The organism is Desulfoluna spongiiphila, assembly GCF_900101345.1.
GTDB lineage: Bacteria > Desulfobacterota > Desulfobacteria > Desulfobacterales > Desulfolunaceae > Desulfoluna > Desulfoluna spongiiphila.
On record NZ_FMUX01000018.1, the window covers coordinates 69,289 to 88,552 of the forward strand.

Sequence of the window (19,264 nt, forward strand, 5' to 3'; positions counted from 1 at the left end):
CCTCCGGCGGCGAGGTGTGCCACCTCGAAAGCAGTTGCGAATGCGCTTTCCCCTTCGTTCCTCAGGGAAAATCACATTCGCCTCTGATTCAGATCAAACTGAATTGTTTTTAAGACCTGTTTGGCAACCTTTTTAAAAGGTTGGCCGCCGGAGGCCGCTTTTTGGATTTTTCTACACCTTACCCGATCAACGACTCGCCGGTCATGGCTTCGGGCTTGGCCAGGCCCATAAGGTCCAGGAGGGTGGGGGCGACATCGGCGAGCTTGCCGGGTTTCAGGCTGGCGCCGTTCCGGCTTCCGTCCACGAGGATCAGGGGGACGGGATTGAGGGTGTGGGCGGTGTGGGCCCCGCCGTTGCCGTCGGTCATCTGCTCGGAGTTGCCGTGGTCTGCGGTGACCAGAAGGGCTCCGCCCTTGGCCTGGAAGGCTTTGACCACGCGGCCCACGCAGGCATCCACGGTCTCCACGGCTTTCACGGCGGCCTCCATGATGCCGGTGTGCCCCACCATGTCCATGTTGGCGAAATTCACGACGATGAGCTTGTGGTCTTTTTCTTCGATTTGGCGGACCAGCTCGTCGGCCACGGCCACGGCGCTCATCTCTGGGATGAGGTCGTAGGTGGGGAACTCCCGGGGCGATGGGATGAGGCAGCGCTCTTCCAGGTCAAAGGGGCTCTCTTCCCCACCGTTGAAAAAGTAGGTGACGTGGGCATACTTTTCGGTTTCGGCGATGCGCAGCTGAGGCAGCCCGGCCTTGCTCACCACCTCGCCCAGGATGCCGTCGTGGTGCTGGGGCCCGAAGGCCATGGGTAACTGGAAACTCTCTTCATAGAGGGACATGCAGACATAGGAGGCCAGGGCAGGCTTGCTTTCCCGGACAAAGCCATCAAATCCGTCCACGGTCATGGCCCGGGTAATCTGACGGGCACGATCGGCGCGGAAGTTAAAGAAGATCACAGCATCGCCGTCCGTGATGGCGCCGCCATCGGTGGCCAGGGTCACGGGCTTGACGAACTCATCGGTCTCCCCTCTGCCGTAAGCGCCTTCCACCGCAGCTGCGGCATCGGTCTCGGTAATGCCTTCGCTTTCGGTGTAGAGGCGGTACGCGGCTTCGGTGCGTTCCCAGCGGGTATCCCGGTCCATGGCGTAAAACCGGCCGCACAGGGTGGCGATGCGAGTGTTGGGAAAATCTGCCAGAAAGGCGCCCAGGTCCTCGATATAGCCCTTCCCGCTGTCCGGCGGGGTGTCCCGGCCGTCCAGGATGGCATGGATCCGCACCGTCTCCACCCCTTTCTGGTGGGCCATGCGCACCAGGGCCTTGAGGTGGGTCAGCTGGCTGTGGACGCCGCCGTCGGAGACGAGCCCCATAAGGTGAAGGGTGTTCCCCCCTTTCTTCACGGCTTCCATGGCCGATGCCAGGGCCTCGTTTTCAAAGAAATCCCCCTCTTCAATGGCACGATCAATGCGCAGGAGGGTCTGATAGACCACGCGCCCGGCCCCGAGGTTCAGGTGCCCCACCTCGGAGTTGCCCATGATCCCCTCGGGAAGCCCCACGGCTTTGCCGGAGCACGCCAGGGTGGTGGTGGGGCAGCTCGCGGCAAGGGCGTCAAGATTCGGGGTGGTCGCCCCCTTCACGGCATTGCCCTCGGCATCGGCCCGAAGGCCCCAGCCGTCCAGTATCATCAACATACAGGGTCGTACGGTTGTCATGGTCTCTCCTTTTTTGAATCGCAACACAGCAAAGCCCGAAAAGCATGCCTCCGGCGGCGAGGTGAGCCACCTCGAAAGCTGATTGCGAATGCGCTTTGCTCCTCGTTCCTCGGAGCCAAGTGCATCCGCCTCCGGATCGGGCTTCGCCCGACTCATAAGCTGTAGATTATTCAAGCGTTGTCAGGTCATGGATATAGCAGGGTCGCCCGACCCATTTCGGATTGGGTGATAAGGTTGCCGACGCGATCCCTCACACGCCGGTGGGATGGCACCCTCAACAAATATCGGCACAGCGTGCCCGACAGCAGGACAGCGGCCCCATGACCTGTAGGCCTGTTTTCTATAACCTGTTTCCCCAAAACGCAAAAAGGGTGCCCTCAGGCACCCTTCTTAACCGGTCGTTCCATGCTCTACTCGATGCCCTCGTGGTCGATAACCACGGCATCGGCCCAGAGCCCGTCGAGGTCATAGTAATCGCGGGTCTCATCGTAGAACACGTGGACGATAACGTCCCCGTAATCGAGGAGCACCCAGGAGCCTTCGCTGAGGCCGTCCACGGTAATGGGGCTGATCTCCTCTTTTTTCAGTTCAACTTTGATGTATTCACCGATGGCGGCCGCCTGCCGGGTGGAACGGGCGCTGGCCAGGATGAAGACGTCGGTGTAGGAGGTGAGCTCGCGCACGTCCAGCACCTTGATATTTTCTGCTTTTCGACCCTTCACCGCCTTGATGATGGAGACGAGTCGGGGATCCAGCTCTTGGGTCATCTGTACAATCCTTTATCTTCAATATATCGGAGAACCTCCGGGTGGAGCAGATCCGTCGGGCGGTCTCCCTGTTCAATGCATGTCCGGACATCCGTGGATGACAAAGGCGACACGGGGGTCACCGAGAGGGGAACAATCCCGCACAGGGACGGATGCACGAAGCGTTTCCGCTCCGGGTCCCAGGAGTATCCGGAGTCGATATGGTCGGTCAGGTAGCCCTGCAGCTCCTCCACGGGCAGATCGCCGTGGGGGGTTCCGGGGCGGTTCACCACAATGATCCCGGCCATGGAGAGAATCAGCTTCTCGTCCCGCCAGGTGTGAAAATCAAAAAAAGCATCCACCCCCATGGTGAGGTAGAGTTCCGCATCGCCTGCAACCTCCTTTCTGAGGGCCCGCAGGGTGTCCACGGTAAACGACTTGCCTTCCCGCTTCAGCTCCACGTCCGAGAGCACCACGGGCAGACCTTCCATGGCCCTTTCCAGCATGGCCACCCGATGCTCGGCCGAGACGATGTTCCGGCCCTGCTTGTGGGGCGGCACCGCCGCGGGAACCACATAGAGCCGGTCGGGCACAATGAGCCTCAGGATCTCTTTCACCACATGGGCATGGGCCAGGTGAACCGGGTTGAAGGTGCCACCGAAAATAACCACCTGGCCTGTCCGGCTCTGTTCTTTTGTCTCTTCCATTCCCATCAGGTAAAGGCTCTGTATGCCTCCGGCGGGTCGCTTTTTTTGAAAAAAGCTCCGCAAAAAACGTTTCGGTACGTGTTAGGCCAGCAGACAGCGTTCAGACACGGGCGAAGCCGGGACTGTTTAGCCCCTGATCTGTCCGTCTCCGTAGACCACGAACTTCCGGCTCGTGAGCTCTTCGAGGCCCATGGGGCCGAAGGCGTGGAGCTTGGAGGTGCTGATGCCGATTTCGGTGCCGAGGCCCAGCTCGCCGCCGTCGTTGAACCGTGTGGAGGCGTTGACCATGACCGCGGAGGAATCGGCACCCTGGACAAATCGTTTGGCCGTCTCCTCGTTGGTTGTCACGATGGATTCGGTGTGGCCGGAGTTGTAGGCCGCGATATGCTCCAAAGCCTCATCCACGCTGTCCACCACCTTCACCGCCAGGGTGAGGTCGAGGTACTCGGCGGGCCAGTCCGCTTCCACGGCCTCCTCGGCCCAGGCAAGGTGCTTCCGGGTCTCGGGGCATCCTTTCAGGGTCACGCCGGCCTCTTTGAAGGCAGCCCCCACCAGGGGCAGGTACGCTTGCGCCACGTCCCGGTGTACCAGCATGGTCTCCATGGCGTTGCAGACGCCGGGCCGCTGCACCTTGGAGTTGATGCAGATGGCCTTGGCCTTCTCCAAGTCGGCCTCTTTGTCCACGTAAACGTGGCAGACCCCCTTGTAGTGCTTGAGCACGGGGATCAGGGAGTTGGCCGTGACAAAACGAATCAGGCCTTCGCCGCCCCGGGGAATCATGACGTCGATGAAATCTTCCTGTTTGAGCAGGACATTCACCGCCTCACGGTCTCGCATGGGGATGAGCTGCACCACCTCTTTGGGCAGGCCGTTCTCTTCCAGGGCATCGGCAATGCAGCCGGCAAGGACCATGTTTGAGTAGAAGGCCTCGGAGCCCCCCCGCAGGATAATGGCGTTGCCCGCCTTCAGGCAGAGCCCGGCCGCATCAATGGTGACGTTGGGGCGGGACTCGTAGATCATGCCGATGACACCCAGGGGAATTCGGACCCGGGACACCGTGATGCCGCTGGGCCGCTCCTCGGTGGAGGTGACCTCACCCACGGGATCGGGAAGGGCCACCACATCGCGCAGCCCCCCCGCCATGGAGGCGATGGTGGCGTCCGTGATGGTGAGCCGATCGATCATGGCCGGGCTAAGGCCCATTTCACGGGCCCGTTCGATATCTTTCAAGTTTTCCGCCTGGATGGCGTCTGCCCGGTTTTCGATCGTCTCTGCAATGGAGGTGAGAACACGGTTTTTGCAATCCGTGGTGGCCGCAGCCACGTCTCGGGCCGCTTTTTTCGCCTGCCTGGCCATCTCAACAATAGTCGCTTCTACGCTCATGGGTCTATCACTCCCTGATCAGATGAAAATGGGATGAAATGGGTGCTTCCGGGTGCCCGGGCAACAAACGCCTAAGGGGCCGCCACCGTGACCACCAGGTTGTCCCGATGGATCACCTCATCGTACTCCTTGGATCCCAGGCAGTCTGCGATCTGGTCGGTCTTCAATCCTTTGATGGCCCGGATGTCCTCGGCCTTGAAATTGGTAAGCCCGCGCCCCAGTTCGTTTCCCCGGGCGTCGCATACGGCCACGGCCGCGCCCACGTCAAAGGCGCCGGAGACGTCGAGGATCCCGCTGGGCAACAGGCTTTTTCCGCGTTCCACAAGGGCTTTGACCGCCCCGTCGTCCACCGTGACCTCACCGAAGGTTTGCGAGGTGAAGCCGATCCATCGTTTCCGGCTCCCAAGCTTGTCCGCACGGGGCACGAAAAAGGTCCCCTGGGCGATGCCCTCGAACAGGTCGGTCAGCACCTTGGGCCGTGAACCACAGGCGATGACCATGGGGACACCGGAGGCCATGCTTTTTTTCGCCGCCTCGATCTTGGTCCACATGCCGCCGGTCCCCATGGCACCGGGGCGCCCCTTGGCGGAGGCTTCGATGGCCGGGGTGATCTTTTCCACAACCTCAAGACGCTTGGCGTCCGGGTTGGTCCGGGGGTCGCCGTCGTACAGGCCGTCGATATCGGTGAGGTTGATGAGCAGGTCCGCGTCCAAAAGCAGGGCTATCATGGCCGACAGGTTGTCGTTGTCACCGAAACGGATCTCATCGGTCACCACGGTGTCGTTTTCATTGATAATGGGAACCACCCCCCAGGCAAGAAGGGTGTTGAGGGTGTTGCGTGCATTTAAGTAGCGCCCCCGGTGGGAAAGGTCGTTGCGCGTGAGAAGGACCTGGGCCACCTTGAGCCCGGCCTCGGCAAAGCGCAATTCGTACTCCAGGATCAACCCCGCCTGGCCCACGGCGGCGGCGGCCTGTTTCTCGGGCATGCTGGCGGGCCTTCGCCCCAGGGCCACCTTGGCCACCCCTGCGGCCACGGCTCCGGAGGAGACGAGGATCATCTCACGGCCGCCCTGGGTCAGGGCTGCCATCTGGCGGCTGATGGATGCCACCACGTTGTGATTGATCCCCCCGTTAAAGGAGAGGACCCCGCTCCCCACTTTCACAACCACCCGTCGGGCGCTGTCAAAAAGTCGTTTCTGATCTTTATCCATAGATAGCCTCGCAAAACGTCAAACAGGCCATACCGCGTGGCGATATGCCATGATTCGGGTCCTCGTGACAACACAGGGCCATGTTGCGAGGCGCTTTCGCGCGGTGACGGATCACAAACGCATCATCCACGGGGATCTCGCAAAAGAATCGGAAAAACCAAGGGTACCGGGCCGAAGGAAACGACAAAAACGGCATGAGGGGCACGGCACGCTCAGTGCCCTTGCTTACTCATCCCGTTCGGTGCCGTTGACCGCCTGGTTCAACTTCTCTTTGAGGACGTCCACCCCATGGGTTGACGCCGCCGAAATCCGCAGGACCGGCGTGTCTCCCAGTGCCTTTTCAAAGGCATCGGCTTTTTCGTCCACCCCGGTAATGTCCAGCTTGTTGAGTACCACAAGCTGTGCCTTCTCCTTGAGCGTATCGCTGAAGAGAAAAAGCTCCCGGTTGATGGCATCAAACTGGGCCAGGGGGTTTTCCGGGTCGATGGCGGAGGCATCGATGAGGTGTACCAGCATGCGCGTGCGTTCAATGTGCTTGAGAAACGTCGTTCCCAGGCCAACGCCTTCATGGGCCCCTTCGATCAGGCCGGGAATATCGGCCACGGCAAAGGGTTCACCCCACTCATGCTGAACCATACCGATGCTGGGGGTCAGGGTGGTAAAGGGGTAATCGGCCGTTTTGGGGCGGGCCGATGAGATGACTCGAATGAGGGTCGACTTTCCGGCGTTGGGGAAACCGATAATCCCAACATCCGCCAGCAGCTTCAATTCGAGGTGGATGGTCAGGGCTTCGCCAGGCTCTCCGGTCTGGGCAAAACGGGGGGCTCGGTTGCGCGACGTGGTAAACCGTTTGTTTCCGCGCCCCCCCTGACCGCCCTTGGCGATTACAAAGCGTTCACCGGGGTTCACGAAGTCACGAATGATCTCCCCGGTTTCTGCATTGCTAACCACCGTGCCGGCAGGGAGATATACAACGATATCTTTACCGTTTTTGCCGTGTCTCTTGGCACCCATACCATACCCGCCGTTTTCGGCTTTGATCAGGCGGTTGTGCCTGAACTCGTACAGGGTGCGCGTGTCGGCCGTGGCTTCAAGAACCACGTCACCGCCACCGCCGCCATCGCCGCCGTCGGGGCCTCCGAATTCGATGAACTTCTCACGTCGAAAGCTGACGCAGCCCCTTCCTCCGTTACCGGATTGAACAGTGATGGTTGCTTCGTCTATGAATTTCACGCGGCATATACACTGACTTTTTTGCGGCTGCGACCCATGCGCTCATACTTGACCACACCGTCGATGGTGGCAAAGAGGGTGAAATCCTTGCCAAGGCCGACGTTATTTCCGGGGTGGATGGAGGTGCCAACCTGGCGAACAAGAATGTTGCCGGATTTTACCTCTTCGCCACCGAACTTCTTCACACCGCGTCGCTGCGCGTTACTGTCGCGACCGTTTTTGGTACTGCCGCCAGCTTTTTTATGTGCCATTTCGAATACTCCTTAAAGCCGTGTAGGTGTCTGTATGGAGGTGATGCCGCTAAAAAGCCTAATGCCCACCACAAGGGGAGGGCACCTGTCTATCGCTCTTTTTTCTTTAAGGCATCACGTCCCACGGATGCTCCGCACGCGGAGCGACCGACTTACGCCTTGATAGTGTTGATTTTAACGGCGGTATAGGGCTGACGATGGCCCTGCATCTTGCGAAACCGCTTGCGGCGCTTGTACTTGAACACAAGAACCTTTTTGGACTTATCCTGCTCGACGATGGTACCGGTCACTTCGGCGCCTTCGAGGAGGGGTGCTCCCAGGGCAACATCGGTGCCGTCGGAGGTCATCAGGACCTGATCGAAGGTCACGTCGGATCCGACGTCTCCGGCGAGCTTCTCAACTCGCAGGATCTCGCCTTCCTGAACCTTATATTGCTTGCCGCCCGTAGCAACTACAGCATACATAGTTTATTCTCCCAATTGTGCTTTCAAACTTGAGCCTCTGGATCAAAAAAACCCAACCATTTTAAAAACCTTAAGCGATTTGTCAAGAAATATTTTGCATTTTTCACGTAAGGGTAGCCCTCACCCGTGAAAATGCCGACAAATCCAGGGTTCCATTGTGGGTCTCACATGTCGCGGGTGAAAAAAAATTGCACCCTTAGGGACCACGATCACATCATGGTCAATCTCCTACAATACCATGACAAAAAAAAATTCAACCAAAAGCTTCTGCCCCTGGCCGGGATCAGGGACGCGCCACGAGGGTGGAGGGACGCACCAGGGTCACCCGCCGGTGGATCTCGGGCATCATCTCCGCAAGGACCGTGCAGGTAACCTTATGGGGATGACCGATCCCCACGGCACTGCCGTGCTTCTCGGCAATGGCCAGCATCTTTTTCACCTGGCGCACCACGGCCTCCCGGGACTGGACGTGGTCCAGGAACACATCCCGTTCGGCAAAGGGTACCTGCATGAGACGGGCCGCCGAACGGCTCACCGTCTTGGCCGAGGTCCGGCTGTCGATGAAATAAAGGCCCTTCTTTTTCAAAAGGGTCATCACCTGGTACATCTGTGGGGACAGGGAGGTGAGCTTTGAGCCCATGTGGTTGTTCACCCCCTTGACGCCGTCATAGGCCGTCAAGTTCGCCTCCAGGGTCCGGAGCAGCTGGTCCGGGTCCATGGTGGAAAAAATCGCCCCGGGGCCGGGGTCCACCTTCGGATACTCATTGGGTTCCATGGGCTGGTGGAGCATAAGCTCCAGCCCCTTTTTCCGGGCCACCCCTGCAATGGCTTTGCCGTGGGGGCTCCCGGGAAGAATGGACAGGGTGATGTTCGGGTCCAGGGCCATGAGATCAAAGGCCGCGGGCTCACTGTACCCGATGTCGTCAATAATCAGAACCAGCTTCGGTTTGTGGGACACCGGCGGTGCCACCGGGCGTTCCTCACGCTCCGGCACCGCATGCTTTTCAAATACCTCGTACTGGGGGGGAGTGGTGGCAAGATCGGACTTCTGAACCGACGCATGCTTCTTGGTCACCACCCGGGGGGGCAGGTACCGAATCAGCAGCAGCCCTGAGACCACCACAATGCACGCCACAAGCGACACCGCAAAGGCCACCCGGCCGAATGAACTGTGGGAAGGCGCCTTTGCGCTCCCCTTTTTTTTCTTTTTCTTGCCCCCTGCCATGGCCTCCCTTTCCCGGTTACGCTCGTGATCGCCACTCGATGGTGGCCTGTTATCGGCCCAACGGCCATTTTTTATGTTGCCCCTTCGCAACCATTCAGCTTGCCTCCGGCGGAGCCTGGAAAGGCTTGCTTAAGACCTGTTTGTCAAACGTTTTAAACATTTGGCCCCCGGCAGGGCCGCCGGAGGCATTTTGAACTGAACAGCGCCCCCCTTCATACCCCAAGGCGGGGGCGAGGTCATGGAAAAAGCGCCCCCTTCCCCATCAGCCGTTGCCGAAAATGGACCGGCTGAGCAGGAGTTCCAGGGCCCGCTGGACCTGGTTGTCCCGTTTCAGGCGTTCCGGTGCCTTGAGCAGGGGCTCTTCGTCTTCGCTCTGACTGGCCTCTATATGGTTGGGCAGGTCACGCTCGGCCATGGGCTTCTCCTCCGGGGTAAAGGCCATCTCCTGGTAGGGCAGTTCCACGTCCGGGACAATGCCCTTGGCCTGAATGGAGACCCCGGACGGGGTGTAATACAGGGCCACGGTGAGTTTCAGCCCGTACCCGTCGGAAAGGGGGACGATGTTCTGCACAGAGCCCTTGCCGAAACTGGTGGTGCCCAGGATAAGCCCCCGCTTGTGATCCTTCATGGCACCGGCCACGATCTCCGAGGCGCTGGCCGACCCGCCGTTGATGAGTACCACCACGGGGAAAGTGCGCACCGGCTTGTCGGTGGTGGCCCGCCACACCTGGCGCTGCTCTTTTGCGCGGCCCTTGATGGAGACGATAACCCCGTCTTCAATGAACAGGTCCACCATGTCCACCGCCTGCTGCAGGATCCCCCCGGGGTTGTCCCGGAGATCCAGGACCAGGCCCTTGACAGGCCCCCTGGCCTCATGGGCGAGAAGGGCCGCTTCAAAATCCCGGGCCGTGCTGTCGTTGAAGGAGGTGACGGCGATGAAGGGAAAGCCCCGCTTCAGTTCGTAATGGGCAACGGACTGCAAGGGGATCTCATCCCGACGCAGGGTAACCTGCATCTCCTTGCCCCCTTTTTTCTGCAGGACGGTGAGGGTCACCATGCTCCCCCTCGGCCCCCGCATGAGATTGATGGACTCCTCCATGGTCAGGGCGGCGGTCTTCTCACCGTCCACGGCGATGATGACATCCCCGTTCCGGATCCCCGCATCCTTGGCCGGGGACCCCTCGATGGGTGAGACCACCGTCAGCTTCTCGTTTCGGATGGCCAACACCAGGCCCACCCCGGAAAAGCGCCCCCGGGTGTCCTCCTGAAGTTCGCTGTGTGCCTGGGGCGGCAAGAGGGCCGAATGGGGATCCAGGCTGTTGACCATCCCCTTGATGGCCTCCTCGATGAGCTGCTCGGAATCGGGCTCGTCCACGTAACTCCGCTCGATCTCCTCAATGACGTCGGTGAAGATGCGAAGGTTTCGGTAGGTGCCGTTTTCAGCGGCCCCGGTGGTGAGGGGCACAAGCAGGCAGGCAAGGGTCACAATCAGATACACGCGCTTCATAATCAGGGGTCTCCATGAATTATGTAAAAACCGGCCGGGGTCAAAGCGGGGGTTGACCGCAGGGGCGCAGAGCGCCGGGGGACATGCCCGTCAGCGTCTCCGCCGGCGTGGGGCGAGCCACTTCGGAAGCAGACTGCAACCGGGTCAAAGGGGTCTTTACCGGGATGCCGGAGGGGGCTCCTTCTATTTTTTAAACCAGGGGCCGGGGTTGAGAGGTTTGCCGTGGTGTCGGATTTCGAAATGGAGATCGGGATACCCGGAAAGGCTGGAGTCCCCGACGGTGGCGATCACTTCCCGCGTATCCACGCGATCGCCTTTCTTTTTGAACATCTCGTCGGTGTGGGCGTAAAGGGTGTACCAGCTCTCACCATGGTTGACGATGATGAGGTTGCCGTACCCCTGCAGCCAGTCTGCGAAGAGCACTTCCCCAGAGGTGACGGCACGCACAGGCTCCCCTCGCTGGGTCCGGATGCTGATGCCGTTTTCAAAGGTGGTGACGTTCATCCGGGGGTCTTTGTGACGCCCGAATGTTTTTATAATTTTACCGGTTACCGGGTATTTCAACAAGCCTTTATACCGAACAAAACGATTTTTCGCCGCCAGGGCTTTCCGCGTGCGGGCCAGCTCCCTCACCTTGGCCTCCAGAACCCGCTCGGCCTGTTTCATCTCGGCAATGGCCGCCAGGCTGAGCACCTCCTTTTCCCGGACCTCTTTGAGCATGGCCGCCCGCTTGCGGTACCGGGCCTCCACATCGGCCAGGACTTTCCCGTGGGCGGTGGCCGCAGCGGCAAGGGCAGAGCGCTCGGCGGCCAGCCGGGATTCAGCGGCCTCCCGCTCCCTGAGCAGGACCGTGTACCGGGTAAGCAACACGGCATCGCTGCCCATGATGCGGGCCAGGGCCTTTTTTTTCACCACCATGTCGTGGAAGGAGCCCGAGGCGGCAAAGGTGTTCATCTCCCCGATCTGGTTCAACTTGTGGTAAGCGGCCAGGCGGGCCATGAGGTGTTTTCGGCCGGTGCGGATATCGGCCTCGACCCGGGCCTTGGCCTTCAGGGCCTCCCCCACCTTGGCCTCCACGGCGGAGAGCTTCCGGTTGAGCTCCCGCTCCTTTTTCCGGGCCTGGGCCAGGGAGGCGTTGAACCGGTCCAGCTCGCGGATGACAGCCCGCTCCTCTTTGCGCACGGCCAGGAGCTTTCTCTCCTCAGTGCGCACCGCCTCCCGGATGCCCACCAGGGAGGTTTTCGCTTTTTTCTCGGAAACAGGGGCCGCTTTTGACCCTTTTTTCTTCTCGGTGCGGGGGGCCTTTTCGGTATAGAGAACGGCCAGCCGCTCGGAGACGGCGATGTAGCCACGCCCCCGGTCCACACGCACCAGGGCCCAGCTCCCGGCACGTCGCTCCACCCGGGCCACGTCCCCCCGGGACAAGGTCCAGAGCACCTCGGCCGAGGCCTTGGGGTGGCGCCGCACATTCAGGGTGTCGGCCACCACCACGGCACGGTCCGGCTCCCCGGCCAGCGCCGCCACCGGCCCCCATAGAAGACACATCCCAAGGATCAGGAGGAGGCTTCTTTCATAAATTCTCGAAGAGACAAAAAACATCCGAACCACCCCACAAAAATTCCATACAGAAACACGCCTCCCATGGAGGCCAGGGAGAGAAACGATAATTCAAAGGCGTCGGCCCCGCCCCCGGTGCCCGAAGCAAAGAGCGCGTAGGCCCCGAACAGGGCCAGAAGGGCCAGAAGGGATCCCGCGGCCCCTTCCAGCACCCCGGCCAGGTAAAGGGGAATCTTGATAAAGGCCCCCGTGGCCCCCACCAGCTGCATGATCTCAATCTCATCACGCCGGGAGTACAGGGCCAGGCGAACCGTGTTGTACACAATAAACAGGGCCACAATAAAAAAGAGTCCGGCCAGGGCAATCCCCGCCACCTCCACCATGCCCAGCAGGTGCGAGACCCGGGCCAGCCAGGAGCGACCGTACTCCACCTCGTCCACGGCCGGAAGCCTCACCATGGCCGCTGCCATGGCCTTGACCCGCTCCCACTCCGCCGCCTCGGGGGTCACCTCCACCTCGTAGGCGTCGGGCAACGGGTTCTCCCCCAGCCCCTCGAAAAGGGAACTCTGCCCCTCCATGCTCTCCATCAAATCGGTGAGGGCCTCGTCCCGGGAGATAAAGGTGACCTTCGCAACGCCCCCCATGGTCTCCAGGGAGCGCCCCGTACCCTCCACATCCGCCGAGGCAGCCCCTCCTTTAAGATAGACCATGATCCGCACCCCGTTTTTCCACGAGGAGATCACCGACTCTCCGTTCTCCACCACCAGAAGCAGGGCCCCGGCAATCAGAATGGTCAGGGCAATGGTCACCACGGTGATGCCGTGGAGAAAGGCGTGGCTTGTAAAATCCTTGAGCGTTCGCTTCATGTGGCGTTTCATGGCTGCCCCCCTTCCACGGGCTCCGGCTCCACAAGACGCCCCTCTTCCAGGCGGATGATCCGCCCCTGTTTCCGGGCCAGAAGCTCCCGGTCGTGGGTGGCCACCATCACCGTGGCCCCCTTTTCATGGTAGGCGGCCAGGAGCCCGATGATGATCTCGGCGGACTTCGGATCCAGGCTGCCCGTGGGCTCGTCGGCAAGGATCACGTCCGGCTGCCCGGCGATGGCCCGGGCCACGGCCACCCGCTGCTGCTCTCCGCCGGAGAGGCTCGTGGGCATGGCATCCATGCGCTTGTCCATGCCGGCGTGGCGCAGGATGTTTCTGGTGCGCTTGTCGATCATGTTCCGGGGCTCTCCCCGGGCCTCCAGGACCAGGGCCACGTTTTCAAAAACGTTGCGGTTGGGGATGAGCTTGAAGTCCTGGAAAATGATGCCGAAGCGGCGGCGAAGAAAGGGCACCTCCTTGGCGGTCAACCGGTTCATGTTGGTGCCGAAGGCGAGGACCTGGCCGCTGGTGGTCTTCTCTCCCAGATAGAAGAGTTTCAGGAGGGTGGACTTGCCGGCGCCCGAGGGGCCGGTCACGTAAAGCCACTCCCCTTTACGGATATCCAGGGTAATATTTGAAAGGGCCAGCTTGGCGCCGAAACGCTTGCTGACATTGAAGAGACGGATGACGGCGTCGTCCGCAGGATCTGGCTGTGTCATAGGCTCCGGTCCGGGGGAAAGTGGCGGGACCCATTGGGGAAAAATCCATTTCCGCCGAAACGATTCCCGTTGATTTTTTACCCCATTTTCTGGTAATTGGACTTGCACGAGTCAAGGAGTGCCGCAAAACGGTTTTCCTTACGAGCGAGCCTCCACTGACTATCCCAAATGGCTTCTTCCATCAGTGGAGGTTTCCTGTATCTACAGGTCGGATCTTGTCCGTGACCTTTTTACATAGCCATCACCTAGCACAAAAGCAACCGATTTTTATTGAGAACTCTTAAGGGGACCTTCCATGAAAAACGAACTCTTAGATATTGTCTGCAAAACCTCCTTCAAATTTTCCGAAGAGCCCACCTTTAAGCTGGCCTCGGGCAAAATGAGCCACTTCTACGTGAACTGCAAGCCCACCACCCTCTCCCCCCGCGGGATGTACCTCGTGGGCAACCTCGTCTTCGACGCCGTCAAAGACCTGGACATCGCCGGCATCGGCGGCCTCACCTTCGGCGCCGACCCCATCGCCGTGGCCACCTCCTTCGCCTCCGAGCTGGGCGGCAAGCCCATAAAAGCCTTTTCCATCCGCAAAGAGCTCAAGGACCACGGCATCATCAACTGGGTGGAAGGGGACATGGCCAAGGGCGAAAAAGTGGTCATCATCGATGATGTCATCACCACCGGCGGCTCCACCATAAAAGCCATTGAAAGAGCCCGGGTCCAGGGCCTCGAAGTGGTCCGCGTCATCACCCTCATCGACCGCCAGGAAGGCGGCCTCGAAAACGTCCAGGAGTACGTCGACGACGTCCGCTCCATCATCACCCGGGACGACCTCATGAAGCACCTGGGGGTTTCCCTGTAAAACAGGAGCCTCCGGCGGACAGGGGATAAATCCCCTGCACCCCAGGTTCGCAAAAGAGCCATGGAGATATACATCTCCATGGCTCTTTTTTTTTGGGGGGGGGAGTACACCCCGGAAGCCGTGGCAAAGAAGGATTCATCGCCACCGTTCACCACGGCCAGCGCCCCTAAGCCCATGCGCCATGCCCTCGCCTTCAGAGATTTCACGAAAATTTCACACCGGTTTCACATCTGTTTCACGTCCCTTCTCGTACCCTGATGCCATCACAGAAACGATTCCCAAGGCAACCATTCAGCTCACACCAGCCTTCCGGACGCCGGGCCTTAACAAGCCGGAACGTTTTTCAAAAAGCGACCCGCCGGAGGCGAACTGAACCGTTACTTTTCAATGCATTCCAAGGAACAGAAACATGCCGGACACAACAACCCATCGAACCCCCTTAACCAGGGCAGTGCTGTGCGCCCTGGTCCTACTTGTCGGGCTTCTTGCCATGAAGGCACTGGCCAGCCTTAAAAAGCCACCCGGTACGCTTGATCTGCCGGAAATCCCCCTGACTGTGGAGGTGGCCGAAGCCCGTCCCCAGGAAGTCCAGACCGTGATATCGGGCTACGGCGAGGTAACGGCCCTGAACACCGTGGCCCTGAGCCCGGAAATCTCCGGTCGGGTGGTGGCGGTTCATCCGCGCCTGGAGGAAGGGGAGGTGATCGAGGCCGGTGAGATCCTCTTCCGGCTGGACACCGAAACCCTTGCCCTTGAAAAAGCGACGGCCACCCGCCGCCTTGTAACCCTCAAGCGCAACCGGGACCTCCTGAAAAAAGAGTACGAACGAACCCGGAAGCTCTTTGACACCATGAAAACCGGCAGCCTCTCCGACGTGGAAACCGCCGAGCAGGCCTACAACACGGCAAAAGACGCGGTGGATCAGCTGGCGCACTCCCTGGCCGACACGGAACTAAGCCTTGCAAAGTCAACGGTGAGGGCCCCCTTCAGGGCCCGGATCAAATCCGTTGCCATTGAGCAGAACCAGTATGTGACAACGGGCACCCAGGTGGTGACCCTTGCCGACGACGCCGTCCTGGAGGTATCTGTCCCCGTCAAGGGAGACGAAGCGGCGATGTTTCTGGAGTTTGCCCCGGGCAAAAGCACCGCCACCTGGTTTGGCCCCCTGACCCCGAAGGCGTGCACCGTCTCCTGGAACGACGGCACGGCAACGGCCACGGGCAGCCTGGACCGGGTCGTTCGCTACGATGCCGCCTCCCGCACCGTCTATGTAGCCGTTCGCATCGACCGACAGGACCGGAAGGGCTTTCCCGTCACCGAAGGGATGTTCTGCCGGGTGGCCATCCCGGGTAAAGCTCTGGAAAACGTCATCCCCATCCCTTCCCATGCCGTGACCTATGACGGCAAGGTGCGCATCGCCCACAAGGGCCGATTGAAAACCGTGCCGGTTGAAACGGCTTACACCCGGGACGGGTTCACCTATGTGTCTGACGGGCTTGCCACTGGCACCCCCGTGATCACCAGCCGTCTTTCAAGCCCCCTTGAAAACGCCCTGCTGACCATTACCGTCCCCAAAGAGCTGGCTTCGGGAGGCACCCGATGAAACAAATCGCCGAAGCCTTTGCACGCAACACGGTGTTTGCCAACATCCTGCTGGTGATCATTTTTCTTGCCGGCCTTGGGGCCGCCTGCCTCATGATTCGAGAAGACTTTCCGTCCATGACCCTGGACACCGTCACCGTCAACCTTGCCTGGGACGGTGCGGCCCCGGAAGACACCGAGGAAGGCATCTCACGTAAAGTGGAAGATGCCATCGATGCCGTGGAGGGCATCGACACCTACACCACCACCTCCACGGAGGGCAGCTCTGCAACGGTCATCACCGTCAAATACGGCTACGACACGGAAAAAGTCTACGACCGTGTCAAAAACGAAATCGACCAGATCTCCACCTTCCCCGACGAAGCGGAGAACCCCGTGGTCAATATCCCCACCGTCACCTTCCCCGTTATGACGTTAGGCGTCACAGGCGCCATGGGTGAAAAAGCCCTCAAAGAGTGGGCCGACACCATCGAGGATGAACTCAAGCGCATGCCGGAGATCTCCCAGGTGTCCGTCAACGGCACGCGGGATTACCAGGTGACGGTGGAACTCTCCGAAGAGTCCCTGCGCAAATACGGACTCACCCTCTCGGACGTGGCCACCGTCATCGCAAACTCCAGCATGAACCTCTCAGGCGGCAAGGTGAAAACCTCGGGTGAAGAGTTCAGCGTCCGAACCGTGGGCAAGCGATACTCCGGAGAAGAACTGGCCGATATTGTCGTGGTGGCGGGCACCGGGGGAGAGAGCATCACCCTGGGCCAGCTGGCCACCGTCAAGGACGACTTCGAGCAGGACAAACTCTCCATCCGGGCAAACGGCACCCCGGTGGCCCTGGTGGTGGTGTCAAAAACCGAGCAGGAAGACGCCATCACCATTGCCGACAAGGTGATGCGCTACGTGGAAAAAAAGAACCAAACCCTTCCTCCCGGTGCCAGGCTTTCCATCTTGTCCGACAACACAACAGAGATCCGGACCAACATCGGAATCCTTCAAAAAAACGGACTCATGGGCCTGGCCCTCGTTTTTGTCGTCCTCTGGCTCTTCCTCGACACCCGCCTGGCCTTCTGGGCCGGCATGGGCATCCCCATCTCCCTGGCCGGGGGCCTGGCCATCCTCTGGCTCACCGGATACACCATCAACACCGTCTCCCTTTTCGGGCTGATCATGGTCCTTGGCATCGTGGCCGACGACGCCATTGTGGTGGGAGAAGCCGTTTATGTGCAGAGAAAAAAGGGAGCCCCTCCCCTGGCCGCGGCCGTAAACGGCCTCATGGAAGTGGGGATGCCGGTCCTTGCCGCCGTGGCCACAACCGTGCTGGCCTTCGTCCCCCTCATGCACGTCAGCGGCACCATGGGAAAAGTCATTGTCTGCCTTGCCGTGGCCGTCATCGCCTGCCTCTTGATCTCACTGGTGGAGTGCCTGATCCTCCTGCCCGCACACCTGTCCAACCTGCCGGACCCCAACAGGCAAATCAGGTCACGGTTCCGCCTGTTGCGCGCCGTCGAAGCCTTTCACGCCCGAAGCGTGGCGAGCATGGAGCGTGTGGCCGAGACCGTCTACCGCCCCGTGCTGGTCACGGTGCTCACCCACCGCTACCTGGCCGTGTGCGTGGCCGTGGCCATAGCCCTAGCCACTGTGGGCCTTTTTCGGGGCGGGATCCTCAAATACAACATGTTCCCGGAACGTGACGGCTTTGAACTGGCCGCCCAGCTGACCTTCCCCGAAGGCACCCCCTACAGGGTAACCCAAGCCGCCGTGGAGCGCATCGAAGCTGGAATCCTCTCCCTGGCGGAAAAAACCGACACCGCATCGGGCGCCCCCCTGGTGGATCACATGCTCACCGTCACCGGCCAGGCCGTGAATGACCACATGGGAGCCATGGGCAGTGCCGGCGCCAACCTGGGCGGGGTGCAGGTGGCCCTGCTCAATGCCTCGGAACGGGGCATCCACACCCGGAATCTCTGCCTGGCCTGGGAACAGGAGGTGGGGAACATCCCCGGCGTGGAAAAACTCACCTACACCTCAGGGGGCGGGGGCCCTCCGGGGGGAGACATCGAGATCGCCCTTGAGGGGGACAACCTTGCAGCCCTCACCGAAGCGTCGGCCGAGGTCATGGAAAGGTTACGAGAGATAGACGGCGTGTTCCGCATCGAAAGCGACAGCGCCCCGGGAAAAAACGAGATCCGCTTTACCCTGAAACCGGAAGCCCGGAACCTCGGAATAACGGTCAAGGACCTGGCCAACCAGGCCTTTGCCGCCTACTTCGGCAAAGAGGCCGTCAAGATCCAGCGGGGAAACGATGAGGTGGACGTGAAAGTCACCTACACCGAGGAAGAACGAAGCACCCTGGAGAGCCTCAAGGACCTCATGGTCAGCACGCCCGACGGCACCATGGTACCGGTGAAGGCCGTTGCCAACATGGAGATCCGCCCCGGCTACTCGGCCATCACGCGCACCGACAACCGCCGCCAGGTCACGGTGAGCGCCGACGTGAACAGCACCAAACTCGTTGCAGGGGAGGTGCTGGAAGAGCTGGGCAGTGGCTTTTTCAGGGAGCTGGAGAAAAAATGGGACGTGGAGGTCCGCCTGAAGGGCAACGCGGAAAAGGACAAAGAAGCCTTTGGAAGCCTTGCCCTGTGGTACCCCCTGGCCGTGCTGAGCATCTACATGATCGTGGCCGCCATGTTCCGCTCCTACATCCAGCCCCTGATCATTCTCCTCACCGTGCCCTTCGGACTCATCGGCGCGGCCCTCGGCCACGTCATCCTGGGGTTGAACCTCTCGTTGTTCAGCGTCTTCGGCATGGTGGCCCTCTCCGGGGTGGTGGTCAACGACGCCATCGTCCTCATCGACCGCATCAACGGAAACATGAAAGAGGGAATGCCCATGATGGAGGCCATTGTCTCCGGGGGCGTCCGGCGCTTCCGCTCGGTGATGCTCACCAGCGTCACCACCGTGGGCGGGCTCCTCCCGCTGATCCTGGAGACCGACCCGGCCGCCGCCACCATGGTCCCCATGGGTGTCTCCCTGGCGGCAGGGGTCACCTTCGCAACGGTCCTCACCCTCCTGCTGGTCCCCGCCCTCATGGTGGTCATCCATGACGGCCGGCGTGCCCTGGCCCCGGTAATTAAAGACGGCCCCCAGGACTGCCGGGCCGACGAATCGGCCTGGACAGGCAGTGACACATAACGCGTCGCCCCCGGCAGCCCTGCCGGGGGCCACCCCTTTGAAT

Annotated in this window: 16 protein-coding genes; 3 read left to right on the forward strand and 13 right to left on the reverse strand. The window is 60.6% G+C overall.

The features are described 5' to 3' along the window. Positions 1–178: 178 nt before the first annotated feature. The 13 genes from gpmI to BLQ12_RS20175 form a co-directional block, all read right to left on the reverse strand. Positions 179–1,708 (reverse strand): 2,3-bisphosphoglycerate-independent phosphoglycerate mutase, encoded by a 1,530-nt coding sequence (gene gpmI, locus BLQ12_RS20115; RefSeq protein ID WP_092213455.1) that lies wholly within the window; start codon positions 1,706–1,708, stop codon positions 179–181. 410 nt (positions 1,709–2,118) lie between these two features. Next, complete coding sequence (rsfS, locus tag BLQ12_RS20120; protein WP_092213457.1) at positions 2,119–2,475, reverse strand: ribosome silencing factor; 357 nt, start codon at positions 2,473–2,475, stop codon at positions 2,119–2,121. After that, positions 2,472–3,161 carry a nicotinate (nicotinamide) nucleotide adenylyltransferase gene (nadD, locus tag BLQ12_RS20125; RefSeq protein ID WP_175469965.1) on the reverse strand — a complete coding sequence of 230 codons (690 nt, stop codon included), beginning with the start codon at positions 3,159–3,161 and terminating at the stop codon, positions 2,472–2,474. The genes rsfS and nadD overlap by 4 nt, the downstream gene beginning before the upstream one ends. A 126-nt stretch (positions 3,162–3,287) precedes the next feature. Continuing rightward, positions 3,288–4,544 carry a glutamate-5-semialdehyde dehydrogenase gene (locus BLQ12_RS20130; RefSeq protein WP_092213461.1) on the reverse strand — a complete coding sequence of 419 codons (1,257 nt, stop codon included), beginning with the start codon at positions 4,542–4,544 and terminating at the stop codon, positions 3,288–3,290. A 71-nt stretch (positions 4,545–4,615) separates the two neighbouring features. Next, positions 4,616–5,755, reverse strand: coding sequence for a glutamate 5-kinase (gene proB, locus BLQ12_RS20135; protein WP_092213463.1), 1,140 nt, complete (start codon positions 5,753–5,755; stop codon positions 4,616–4,618). A 225-nt stretch (positions 5,756–5,980) separates the two neighbouring features. Continuing rightward, the gene (gene obgE, locus BLQ12_RS20140) at positions 5,981–6,988 is read right to left on the reverse strand and encodes a GTPase ObgE (RefSeq protein WP_092213465.1); all 1,008 of its coding nucleotides are present in this window, start codon (positions 6,986–6,988) and stop codon (positions 5,981–5,983) included. Next, positions 6,985–7,239: a 50S ribosomal protein L27 gene (gene rpmA / locus BLQ12_RS20145; RefSeq protein WP_092213467.1), complete on the reverse strand. Its 255-nt coding sequence runs from the start codon at positions 7,237–7,239 to the stop codon at positions 6,985–6,987. The genes obgE and rpmA overlap by 4 nt, the downstream gene beginning before the upstream one ends. 152 nt (positions 7,240–7,391) lie before the next feature. After that, positions 7,392–7,703: a 50S ribosomal protein L21 gene (gene rplU / locus BLQ12_RS20150; RefSeq protein WP_092213468.1), complete on the reverse strand. Its 312-nt coding sequence runs from the start codon at positions 7,701–7,703 to the stop codon at positions 7,392–7,394. Positions 7,704–7,986: 283 nt separating this feature from the next. After that, a complete protein-coding gene (locus BLQ12_RS20155; RefSeq protein WP_092213470.1) occupies positions 7,987–8,928 on the reverse strand; it encodes a divergent polysaccharide deacetylase family protein in 942 nt (313 codons plus the stop codon). A 262-nt stretch (positions 8,929–9,190) separates the two neighbouring features. Continuing rightward, complete coding sequence (locus tag BLQ12_RS20160) at positions 9,191–10,435, reverse strand: S41 family peptidase (protein ID WP_092213472.1); 1,245 nt, start codon at positions 10,433–10,435, stop codon at positions 9,191–9,193. 183 nt (positions 10,436–10,618) lie between these two features. Beyond that, the gene (locus BLQ12_RS20165; protein ID WP_175469966.1) at positions 10,619–11,980 is read right to left on the reverse strand and encodes a peptidoglycan DD-metalloendopeptidase family protein; all 1,362 of its coding nucleotides are present in this window, start codon (positions 11,978–11,980) and stop codon (positions 10,619–10,621) included. 8 nt (positions 11,981–11,988) lie between these two features. Further along, on the reverse strand, positions 11,989–12,870 hold the full coding sequence (locus BLQ12_RS20170) for a cell division protein FtsX (RefSeq protein ID WP_092213476.1): 882 nt from the start codon (positions 12,868–12,870) through the stop codon (positions 11,989–11,991). Continuing rightward, positions 12,867–13,574 carry a cell division ATP-binding protein FtsE gene (locus BLQ12_RS20175; protein WP_092213478.1) on the reverse strand — a complete coding sequence of 236 codons (708 nt, stop codon included), beginning with the start codon at positions 13,572–13,574 and terminating at the stop codon, positions 12,867–12,869. The genes BLQ12_RS20170 and BLQ12_RS20175 overlap by 4 nt, the downstream gene beginning before the upstream one ends. A 295-nt stretch (positions 13,575–13,869) precedes the next feature. On the opposite strand from BLQ12_RS20175, the gene pyrE reads away from it, so the two are divergent. From pyrE to BLQ12_RS20195, 3 genes are all read left to right on the forward strand, one after another. Then, the gene (gene pyrE / locus BLQ12_RS20180; RefSeq protein ID WP_092213480.1) at positions 13,870–14,430 is read left to right on the forward strand and encodes an orotate phosphoribosyltransferase; all 561 of its coding nucleotides are present in this window, start codon (positions 13,870–13,872) and stop codon (positions 14,428–14,430) included. A 409-nt stretch (positions 14,431–14,839) separates the two neighbouring features. Then, the gene (locus BLQ12_RS20190) at positions 14,840–16,033 is read left to right on the forward strand and encodes an efflux RND transporter periplasmic adaptor subunit (protein ID WP_092213484.1); all 1,194 of its coding nucleotides are present in this window, start codon (positions 14,840–14,842) and stop codon (positions 16,031–16,033) included. Continuing rightward, positions 16,030–19,221: an efflux RND transporter permease subunit gene (locus tag BLQ12_RS20195; protein WP_092213486.1), complete on the forward strand. Its 3,192-nt coding sequence runs from the start codon at positions 16,030–16,032 to the stop codon at positions 19,219–19,221. The genes BLQ12_RS20190 and BLQ12_RS20195 overlap by 4 nt, the downstream gene beginning before the upstream one ends. Positions 19,222–19,264: the final 43 nt, after the last annotated feature.

Excerpts from the sequence above, each read along its gene's own strand:
- pyrE (WP_092213480.1), top strand. The coding sequence starts at position 13,870 with ATGAAAAACGAACTCTTAGATATTGTCTGCAAAACCTCCTTCAAATTT.
- gpmI (WP_092213455.1), bottom strand. The coding sequence starts at position 1,708 with ATGACAACCGTACGACCCTGTATGTTGATGATACTGGACGGCTGGGGC.
- BLQ12_RS20160 (WP_092213472.1), bottom strand. The coding sequence starts at position 10,435 with ATGAAGCGCGTGTATCTGATTGTGACCCTTGCCTGCCTGCTTGTGCCC.
- BLQ12_RS20130 (WP_092213461.1), bottom strand. The coding sequence starts at position 4,544 with ATGAGCGTAGAAGCGACTATTGTTGAGATGGCCAGGCAGGCGAAAAAA.
- BLQ12_RS20195 (WP_092213486.1), top strand. The coding sequence starts at position 16,030 with ATGAAACAAATCGCCGAAGCCTTTGCACGCAACACGGTGTTTGCCAAC.
- BLQ12_RS20175 (WP_092213478.1), bottom strand. The coding sequence starts at position 13,574 with ATGACACAGCCAGATCCTGCGGACGACGCCGTCATCCGTCTCTTCAAT.
- proB (WP_092213463.1), bottom strand. The coding sequence starts at position 5,755 with ATGGATAAAGATCAGAAACGACTTTTTGACAGCGCCCGACGGGTGGTT.
- rplU (WP_092213468.1), bottom strand. The coding sequence starts at position 7,703 with ATGTATGCTGTAGTTGCTACGGGCGGCAAGCAATATAAGGTTCAGGAA.
- BLQ12_RS20155 (WP_092213470.1), bottom strand. The coding sequence starts at position 8,928 with ATGGCAGGGGGCAAGAAAAAGAAAAAAAAGGGGAGCGCAAAGGCGCCT.
- BLQ12_RS20190 (WP_092213484.1), top strand. The coding sequence starts at position 14,840 with ATGCCGGACACAACAACCCATCGAACCCCCTTAACCAGGGCAGTGCTG.
- nadD (WP_175469965.1), bottom strand. The coding sequence starts at position 3,161 with ATGGAAGAGACAAAAGAACAGAGCCGGACAGGCCAGGTGGTTATTTTC.
- rsfS (WP_092213457.1), bottom strand. The coding sequence starts at position 2,475 with ATGACCCAAGAGCTGGATCCCCGACTCGTCTCCATCATCAAGGCGGTG.
- rpmA (WP_092213467.1), bottom strand. The coding sequence starts at position 7,239 with ATGGCACATAAAAAAGCTGGCGGCAGTACCAAAAACGGTCGCGACAGT.
- BLQ12_RS20165 (WP_175469966.1), bottom strand. The coding sequence starts at position 11,980 with ATGTGTCTTCTATGGGGGCCGGTGGCGGCGCTGGCCGGGGAGCCGGAC.
- BLQ12_RS20170 (WP_092213476.1), bottom strand. The coding sequence starts at position 12,870 with ATGAAACGCCACATGAAGCGAACGCTCAAGGATTTTACAAGCCACGCC.